Here is a 9,070-nt window from a genome sequence, read left to right on the forward strand (position 1 = left end):
TTGTTTTTCTAGGGTTGATATCTCTTCATCGGCAGCAGACAGCACAGCAGCAATCTTTTCCTGTTCTGGAAGTGATGGTAATATTACTTGTGTGGATTCCATTGTGAATTTAGTTATGTGCAGAATTCCCATTCCGTTAGATTTACTCATCTTTTGCTGAGTCTCGAAATCTAGTAAAAAGTAGAAAAAGTTCTTGCTTAATAAATTATCATCACATACTACCTTCCAAATATGATAATGATAGATTGCTTTTTCTCCTTGCCAAATATGCGGTCCAAAAGTAGCTGACCACATATAGAGTAAATCACCTGAATTCACATATTGATATTCGGGAAGTTCAAGATTAGAGTAGTAAAAATTCTTTCCTGTACCTGTAAGGTTTTGCAATCTGATTACAGGAGTACCATATTCTTCCCATTCAGATAGTTTGTAAGCTCGTCCATTGTAAAAATGAGCAATTTGACTTTGTTTGTACTTATTCCACTCGCTACCCTCAAATTCCTTAAAACGTTTCTTACCAGTCAATAACTGCTGCATCAGCCCCTGCTTGCGCGATCGAACCCTCCCAATCAACTTCTCCAGCAGATCGATCGGCTCATCCCAAACCCCAAGTATCTCCGCAATCTTACACTGCTCTGAAAGCGGCGGAAACATAATGGGAATTTGCTTAATTATTTGACCATTAAGATTTTGCTGATTTCCGCCATGTCCTAATTTTCGTATTTCTTGATATAAATGCTCAAGCTGGAAATAAATAAACTTTGTGTCTGCAATTGAATCCACACTAATTGCACAACAGGCTTGGTTAGTTGTTGCATTTATTCCTAGTAATGCTATACGACCTCTTGTGATTCCTTGTCCATACATTGCCATGAGAATCGTTCCTCGATCGTATATTTTCAAGGAGCATTCTTTTAATGCCAGTTCGGTAATTTTCTCTTTTGCTGATTCAATGATTTGATAGTCAATTTCTCCAGTTGTAACCCAAGGGATAGTTCCTTCATTCCAATATTCGTCTTTTTGTCTTAATGGAGTACTGCCAGAACTAATATCTGCAATCTCCCCAAGACTTTTTCGTTTCCACCCATCAGGAATCATAAGCCCAACTCCTCAAGATACCCAGCCATCCGAAACTTCGCCTTAGATAACTCCTCCTCCAAACCATCGATCTCCACCTGCACTGCCCCAATGTCGATCTCCGCTTCCTCCTCAAACGTATCTACATACCGAGGAATATTCAGATTAAAATCATTCTCCTGAATCTCATCAAACCCCGCCACATAAGCGTACTTCTCCACGGTTTCCCGCTGCTGGTATGCCGCGACAATCTTGGCGATATCTGCTGCTCTGAGATTGTTTTGAGTTTTCACATCGGCATAATCCCGACTGCCATCGATAAATAGCACCTTGTTGTCGGGTTTATTCCGTTTGAATATCAATACTGCCGCTGGAATGCCCGTGCCGAAGAACAGATTGCTCGGTAAACCAATTACCGCATCGAGGAGATTTTCGGCGATTAATTGTTGGCGAATCTTGCCCTCACTGCTGCCCCGAAATAATACGCCGTGGGGCACGACTACCGCTACTCTGCCGCGCTCTAGGCTCATGGTTTCGACGATGTGGGATATAAACGCAAAATCGCCTTTTCCCTTGGGTGGAATGCCCCGATTGAAGCGTTTGAATCTGTCGGCTGCCACATCATCTGCGCCCCATTTATCGAGACTGAAGGGTGGATTGGCGACTACTACTTCAAACCGCATCAGCTTATCATTTTCCAACAGCTTGGGATTGCGAATCGTATCGCCCCACTCTACCCGCGCACTATCTACGCCGTGGAGAAACATATTCATCTTGGCGAGTGCCCAAGTGCCGCCCGTATTCTCTTGCCCAAACAGGCTATAGTTATCGCTTCCCTGACGGCGGATATAGTTGGCGCATTTGATCAACAGGGAACCGGAGCCGCAGGTAGGATCGCAGATGCGTTCGCCTGGTTGGGGTGCGACGAGTTCCGCCATTAGTTCCGACACTTCTCCAGGCGTGTAAAATTCCCCCGCTTTCTTCCCCGCTCCAGCGGCGAATTTGGCAATCAGGTACTCGTAAGCATTGCCGATAATATCGAGATTGCCGATGCGGGAAGGGCGCAAATCTAGTTTCGGATTGGCAAAATCTTCCAGCAGCATCTTCAGGCGGGTATTCCGCTCCCGCGTTTGCCCTAAATTTGCCTCACTATTAAAATCGATATTCCGAAATACTCCCGCCAGCTTGAGTTTATTCGCTTCCTCAATCTGCTCCAATGCCTTATTAATTACCTCGCCGAGGTTGGTATCATTCCGCTTGGTATACACATCATCAAACCGACAATCAGGCGGCAATACAAACCGCTCTCGCTCCAACCGCCGCAGAATCCGCTCCCTATCATCCCCATACTGTTCCTGTAATTGCGCGTAATGTTCCGTCCACGAGTCGCTAACGTACTTCACGAAGAGCATTACTAGGAGATAGTTTTTGTACTCGCTAGCATCGATCGTACCCCGAAAGGTATCACAAGCCCGCCAAAGGATGTTATTTATCTCGTCTTGATTAACTGAAGGAATGGGGGTCGTATCTTTGTCCATGAAGAATCCACGCTGGCATTTCTAGCATTCTCCCACAATCCCATCATGAGAATCAGGATTTAGAGGATTTTAGGATTAACAGGATTAGGTTGTTTTTGAGATGCGGCGATGGTTGAGATTAAGAGGATTAGGTTGTTTATGGGATGCGGCGATGGTTGAGATTAAGAGGATTTAGATTACTGGAATAATCGGGTTTGTGTCCTAACCGATATGGCAAGTGCTATGTTAATTATTTCTGACACCCGCCAACACCCCAATCCTGAAAATCTTGAACATCCTCACAATCCTGATTCGCCTAGATGTGGGATGCGGCGGTAGCTAAAATTTCCGATCCCCACCTATTCCCTATTGCCTGAATGAAAGTCTAATGTCTTGCTTCCGACTCGCGCACTGGTGCAACCGCCAATTGAGGTGTCGCAATTGGTGGTGCGATGGGAGCGGGTTCCCACATGCTCAAGAGAATGGCATTACTACTATTTCCCACTACATTTAGCACCGTTTTAAACCCATCTGTCAACCGATCGATACCCGCGACGATGGCAATTCCTTCTAATGGTAATCCCGCAGCCGATAGTACCGTCGCCATTGTTACTAAAGCCGAACCCGGTACGCCGGGGGTACTAAAGGAAACCAAAAAGCTACTGAGTCCGATCGAAAATAATAGCGATGGTGTCAGGGGAATTTGATAGATCTGGGCGATAAAAATCGCATTAAACCCCTGGAGAATTGTTGCACCATCGCGTTTTAGTGCCGTCCCTAATGGTAATGCAAAACTGGCAATTTCCGATCGCAAGCCATAGTCTTCTTGCATGTTTTTCAATACCATCGGCAGCACGGCATTAGAGCTAGCTGTACCGAATCCCAGGAAGAAAGATGGAATCAGACTGCGGAAGAATTTACCAGGTTCGGCTTTAATTAAGGTCAATACAATCAGATAAAAACTCGCCATAATTAACGTCGCAATTAATAAACCCAGCACGTACCAAGATAGCCGCACGATCAATCCTAATCCTTGCGTAGCGATCGTCGAACTAATCAATGCGAAGACCCCCACAGGTGCCGCATATAAAATCACCGCTAGCACCTTTTCGCTAATAACATAGATACTTTCTAATAGCTCTACAAATGGCTTGGCTTGAGCCTGCGCCATTTGAATTCCGGTACCGAATAACGCCGCCGAGAAAATAATTTGGAGTAAATTTCCACTACTGAGCGCGCCTAATGGATTAGTGGGAATTAAACTCACCAACCAATCGATCGAATCGGGAACTGCGGTAGCCTCACTAGCGGGGGGAATCTCAAATCCGGTTATTCCTGCACCAGGTTGTAAAAATACTGCCACTCCCATCCCAATACAGAGCGAGATAAAACTGGTGACTACATAGCAAGTCATCAACTTCAATACATATCTACCCACTTGCCCCGTACCCTGAATCCGATTGACACCCAGAATCAACGATGAAAAAATCAGCGGTACCACTACAAACTGAATGATCCGCAAAAATCCCGCCCCAATCGGTGCCAATAAATAGCGATCCAACGGTACGATCGCCATTGGAAATGTCGTATTTAAGATCGTCCCAAACATCATGCCAACGGCAAGCGCAGTAAGGATTAGTGAAGACAAATTCATAATTAGGTGTTAGGTGTTAGGTATTAGGTATTAGGTGTTGGGGGGTTAGAGAAAAGTCTTGTTACTATTGGCTGAAGTTTGTGAAGTCTCTCAGGTCTTTGCACAAACAAGCACTAATCAAAACTTAGCACAAAACTTTACAATGGCACTCACACCAAACATCTAAGTAGCTGGACACAAATTTAGATGTAAATCGCCTGAAACCTATGTGGTGGATTGGGCGGGTCACCCGCCCAGCAGCAGTGCCCACCCTCCGGAGGATTTTGTATTTAGTTATGCCGATCTACTTAAAACCCAAAACCTAAAGCCTAAAGCCTAACGCCTAACGCCTAAATTCGCGACATTCGATCGTTGTTATCTGCTGTAGTCTCATGGTTTACTAAGCACAATGATTTAGAGAGTAACGGGAAAATTCGCTGTGTTAGCCAGAATTTGGAGTGCGACAATTATCGGCATCGAGGCGGTTAAAGTAGGCGTAGAAGTCGATGTCGCTAATGGCTTGCCAGCAATTACCGTCGTCGGGTTGCCCGATGCAGCGGTGCAAGAGAGCAAAGAGCGTGTCAAAACCGCTATTAAAAATGCTGGCTCCGCCTATCCAGTCCGCCGGATTGTGATTAACCTTACGCCCGCAGATTTACGCAAGGAAGGGCCGAGCTTCGATTTACCCATCTGTGTGGGCATTCTCGCCGCATCAGGGCAGGTGAATGGAGAGTTATTAGGGGATTACCTATTTTTAGGCGAACTGTCCTTAGATGGCAGTTTACGGGCGGTTACGGGAGTACTATCGATCGCCGCAGCAGCGCAGAAGATGGGCATTACTGGATTGGTAGTGCCAGCGGCGAATGCTTATGAGGCGGCTGTCGTCCAAGGTTTACAGGTGTATGGTTTAAACGATCTGGCTGAAGTTGTCGCTTTTCTGAACCATCCCGAAGGGTTCGAGCCAGTTAAGGTAGATATTACAGGTAAATTAGTCCAACCGCAGCTAGACTGTGCCGATCTGCACGATGTCAAAGGTCAAGCCCACGCCCGTCGCGCCCTAGAAATCGCCGCAGCGGGCGGGCACAATCTAATTTTTGTCGGCCCCCCAGGGAGCGGGAAAACGATGCTAGCGCGGCGGTTGCCCGGTATCCTCCCCCCGTTGAGCTTTGCCGAAGCACTAGAAGTGACCCAAATTCATTCCGTTGCTGGCTTACTTAAAGAACGCGGATCTTTAGTCTGCGACAGGCCTTATCGTAGCCCACATCATTCGGCATCTGGCCCCGCGCTAGTCGGTGGCGGCAGTTTTCCGCGTCCTGGCGGAATTTCCCTCGCCCATCGCGGCGTATTATTTCTCGACGAGCTGACCGAATTTAAGCGCGATGTGCTGGAATTTCTCCGTCAACCACTAGAAGATGGACACGTAACTATCTCTCGTACCCGCCAGTCTGTCTCCTTCCCCGCCCAATTTACCCTCGTCGCTAGTACCAACCCGTGCCCCTGCGGTTATTATGGAGATACAATTCAAGCTTGTACCTGTAATCCCCGTCAGCGCGAGCAATATTGGGCAAAGCTTTCTGGCCCCCTAATGGATCGAATCGACCTCCAGGTGGCGGTAAATCGGCTCAAACCAACAGAGATTACCGATCGACCTACAGGTGAAAATTCGGCAACAGTTCGCCCCCGCGTCCAAGCCGCCCGCGATAAAGCCACTCAAAGATTTGCAGCGGTACCGAGCATTGTCTGTAATGCCCAAATGCAAAGTAAAGAATTGCGAACCTGGTGTCCGCTCGACGATAGCTGTCGGCAATTATTAGAAACTGCCATTCGGAAATTAGGATTGTCGGCTAGAGCCAGCGATCGAATTATTAAAGTCGCCAGAACGATCGCCGATTTAGCAGATGCCGATAATATCGAACCCGCACATATCGCTGAAGCAATTCAATACCGGACGATCGATCGGATGCAGTAATTTCAACCCAACGAGAAGAAATAGATTGCGGTAAACTAATCCCTAATCCCTAATCCCCCTTCCTAAAAAATGAGCGATAGCAACCCGGCAATCCCCCAATCCGAATCGCCCCAAAATCGCGACATCCTCGCCAAAGTCAACGCTCACGCCGATCGATCGATGGATCGACTATTTGCCGATATCGATGAATTACTCAGCGACGATCTGAGTACTAATAATTCCGCCGCCGCAGCACGTTCGGCTCAACAGAACACTTATTCGCCCGCTCCCGCATCTACAGACGATCGCTATTCTGTGCCACCCCAAGCGCAATTCGCCCCAGCGGCAGGATCTACAGGCATCGATGCACCCCCAACCGCCACACCCAAACCAAAACGCTCGATGCCAATGTGGCTTAAAGCTTTCATCGGGATTGGCATTACCTCAGTTGCGGCGGCTGGCATCGGTACCTGGCTAGTGCGCGAACAAAAAATCGCGCTGCCCCAAAATATCGATACGAGCTGGCTCCCCTTCCAATCGCCACGGGTTGCTCCCGCCGATGCCAAATTTGCCGACTACCTGCGTCAATCGATCGCTAAAATAGAAACAGCCGAGCGTGCGCCAGTAGCAGCTACACCAACTGCACCAGTTACTAATCCGGTGGCTACTGCCCCAACTCCGCAAGCCGTCCCCTTTACCGCCAATCCGATCGTCCCAGCCACCCAGATCCCTGTAAAAACCGCCATCGTTGCGGCTAAAGCAACCCCTCGGATTCTCAAAACCCCAATTTCCCTAGTCAAAACCTTACCCGATGGCAAGCGTCCGGGAGCTATTTTTCAGATCGATCGTCAAAATAAAACAGTCGATCTCGGTCAAAAAATCGGCACCAGCGACTGGTCTTTACTCGCTGTATCCAAAGGTGAAATCACCATCAAAAGAAAAGGCGGCGAAATTCGCTCGATCGATGTTGGGCAAAAGTTTTAGGCTTTAGGCTTTAGGTTTTAGCGAAGATCTACCCACCCCACTGGGCGGGTGACCCGACCAGTAGCCCTACGGGCACCCCTCCCTGGAGGGGATTTTCCATATAACCGCCTTGGCGGTTAGGACACTCCAGCGATTGAAATCGCCGCTCGTGGTGCAAAGTCCGCCTACGCGGACTAATTAGAAAACGTCCTAACAATCTTGGCTATTGATATACTTCTTACTCCTTACTCCTTACTTAGAAAAAATGGGTCTAATCGAAGATATGAAGCGGTTCTTGGAAAGTCAAATCGATGACTTTTTGATTAAAAATCCGCACTTAGAATTACAGGTAATTGGCGAACAATTAGCCCAACAAGAAACTGATACCATGCAGCTAATTGTTGACTTAAACGCGCAAGAAAAACAAGCCGAGCAAGAAATTCTGAATACGGCTCAAGAAATCAAAAATTGGTACGATCGCGTCCAAAAAGCCACTGCTGCCGGACGATCGGATCTGGCTACAGCAGCCCAAGAGCGGGTTAATGCCCTCTTGCCCCAAGGGAACCAACTTTGGGGCAAAATGAAAGGCTTAAAAGAGCGGGAAACCCAGGCTCAGGAGCTATTAAAAACTATTAAAACTCGCCGAGTTGAAGTCAAAGCTAAAGCTGCTGCGGCACAAGCGACCCGCGCTCGTGCTGCAACAGAAAGTAGTACGAGTAGTTGGGGGTCGGCAAGTAATTATACAAGTAGCCGCGATTTTGCCGATCCACTAGATGCTCAATTTCGGCGGTGGGAAGCCGATGAAGAGCTAGAAAACCTCAAACGCAATTTAGGTAAATAAGCTGATTATTAAATGAATCTTTAAATAGTGGTAGTGTAGTCTGTTAAGATTACTATTCATGAGCCTTTGCAACAAGTACCCGGTCGCCTGTGTGCGATCGCTTATGTCTATGTCATTACCTTCTGCTGAGATGTAGAAAGTGTCAATAGACATCAGGAGATCCTATTTAAAAATACTGTGATGGCTAAAATCCCAATTCTGAAAAAGTCTCATATCGGCGATGCGATCGTTGGAACTGTTACCGTTTTTGGGATCGATATCCTAATTATTTTTATTGCGTTATTACTAAATACATTCTCACCGATATTTATGTCGGTAGTGTTTACGATCGGCGCGATTCAATTAATTTATGTTTTACCGCTGTTGTGGTGGTCGATTAAACGCCGAGTCAAAGGGTTCAGTAAAGGTTTGCTACTAGGCGCAATGGCGATCGCTACGCTAAATTTTGGGTGCTTTTTAGTAACGTTTAGATTTTTTAGTACTGGTGCGAGATAATTGTTTACTAATCGAAAACGATTTTCATGTATTCGGCTTCGGTAATTAAATCTGTAGAATTAGATACTCGATCGGGAAATAAAATTCCATCTAAATGATCGAGTTCGTGTTGAAAAATTCGGGCGACAAAATCAGTTAGTTCTTGATGCACCAATTCACCATGTCGGGTGAGGTACTTGACTTCGATCGCTCGATCTCGCAACACAGAACCGCGCAAACCCGGTACGCTCAAACAGCCTTCCCAACCCGAAACCAGCTCCCCAGATCGATCGACGATTTGGGGATTAATCATCGCTGTGGGTGCCATTGTCGGTGCGTGAGGATAGCGCGGACTCGGACGCGAAGCAACGATAAATAACCGCACGGATGAAGCCACTTGCGGAGCCGCAATACCGACACCATTTGCCGCATCACAAGTAGCCATCAGATCTGCGATCGTACCATCGAGTTCTGGATCGGTAATATTGGCAATTGCCGTCGATTTTTGCCGTAAAACCGGGTTGCCGATTTCTAGAATCTTGAGCATTTTACTCATTCTTTGAGATGGGAGTTGGGAGTACGGAGATGCGGACGAGGGGACGGTAAGACGAGGGGAC

Annotated in this window: 8 protein-coding genes; 4 read left to right on the plus strand and 4 right to left on the minus strand. The window is 47.1% G+C overall.

Annotated elements, in window-relative coordinates; all coding sequences use genetic code 11:
• The 3 genes from Q0R35_RS13370 to Q0R35_RS13380 all read right to left on the minus strand — a co-directional run.
• Positions 1-1,098: restriction endonuclease subunit S (locus tag Q0R35_RS13370; protein WP_295618985.1), on the minus strand; the 1,098-nt coding region annotated here is incomplete at its 3' end.
• Positions 1,095-2,615, minus strand: a complete 1,521-nt coding sequence (locus tag Q0R35_RS13375; protein ID WP_295618988.1) for a type I restriction-modification system subunit M — start codon at positions 2,613-2,615, stop codon at positions 1,095-1,097. The genes Q0R35_RS13370 and Q0R35_RS13375, both read right to left, overlap by 4 nt.
• A 364-nt stretch (positions 2,616-2,979) precedes the next feature.
• The gene (locus Q0R35_RS13380; RefSeq protein WP_295618992.1) at positions 2,980-4,248 is read right to left on the minus strand and encodes a dicarboxylate/amino acid:cation symporter; all 1,269 of its coding nucleotides are present in this window, start codon (positions 4,246-4,248) and stop codon (positions 2,980-2,982) included.
• Positions 4,249-4,666: 418 nt separating this feature from the next.
• Between Q0R35_RS13380 and Q0R35_RS13385 the strand changes: the two genes are divergently transcribed.
• From Q0R35_RS13385 to Q0R35_RS13400, 4 genes are all read left to right on the plus strand, one after another.
• Positions 4,667-6,196, plus strand: a complete 1,530-nt coding sequence (locus tag Q0R35_RS13385) for a YifB family Mg chelatase-like AAA ATPase (protein ID WP_295618995.1) — start codon at positions 4,667-4,669, stop codon at positions 6,194-6,196.
• 69 nt (positions 6,197-6,265) lie between these two features.
• Positions 6,266-7,159: a hypothetical protein gene (locus tag Q0R35_RS13390; protein WP_295618998.1), complete on the plus strand. Its 894-nt coding sequence runs from the start codon at positions 6,266-6,268 to the stop codon at positions 7,157-7,159.
• A gap of 244 nt (positions 7,160-7,403) precedes the next feature.
• A complete protein-coding gene (locus Q0R35_RS13395) occupies positions 7,404-7,979 on the plus strand; it encodes a TIGR04376 family protein (protein ID WP_295619001.1) in 576 nt (191 codons plus the stop codon).
• Between the two features lie 180 nt (positions 7,980-8,159).
• Positions 8,160-8,474 carry a hypothetical protein gene (locus Q0R35_RS13400; protein ID WP_295619003.1) on the plus strand — a complete coding sequence of 105 codons (315 nt, stop codon included), beginning with the start codon at positions 8,160-8,162 and terminating at the stop codon, positions 8,472-8,474.
• A 7-nt stretch (positions 8,475-8,481) separates the two neighbouring features.
• Here Q0R35_RS13400 and def read toward each other — a convergent pair whose 3' ends face one another.
• Positions 8,482-9,009, minus strand: a complete 528-nt coding sequence (gene def, locus Q0R35_RS13405) for a peptide deformylase (RefSeq protein ID WP_295619006.1) — start codon at positions 9,007-9,009, stop codon at positions 8,482-8,484.
• Between the last annotated feature and the right edge of the window lie 61 nt (positions 9,010-9,070).

The sequence above is a fragment of the Chamaesiphon sp. GL140_3_metabinner_50 genome (assembly GCF_025361915.1).
Lineage (GTDB): Bacteria > Cyanobacteriota > Cyanobacteriia > Cyanobacteriales > Chamaesiphonaceae > Chamaesiphon.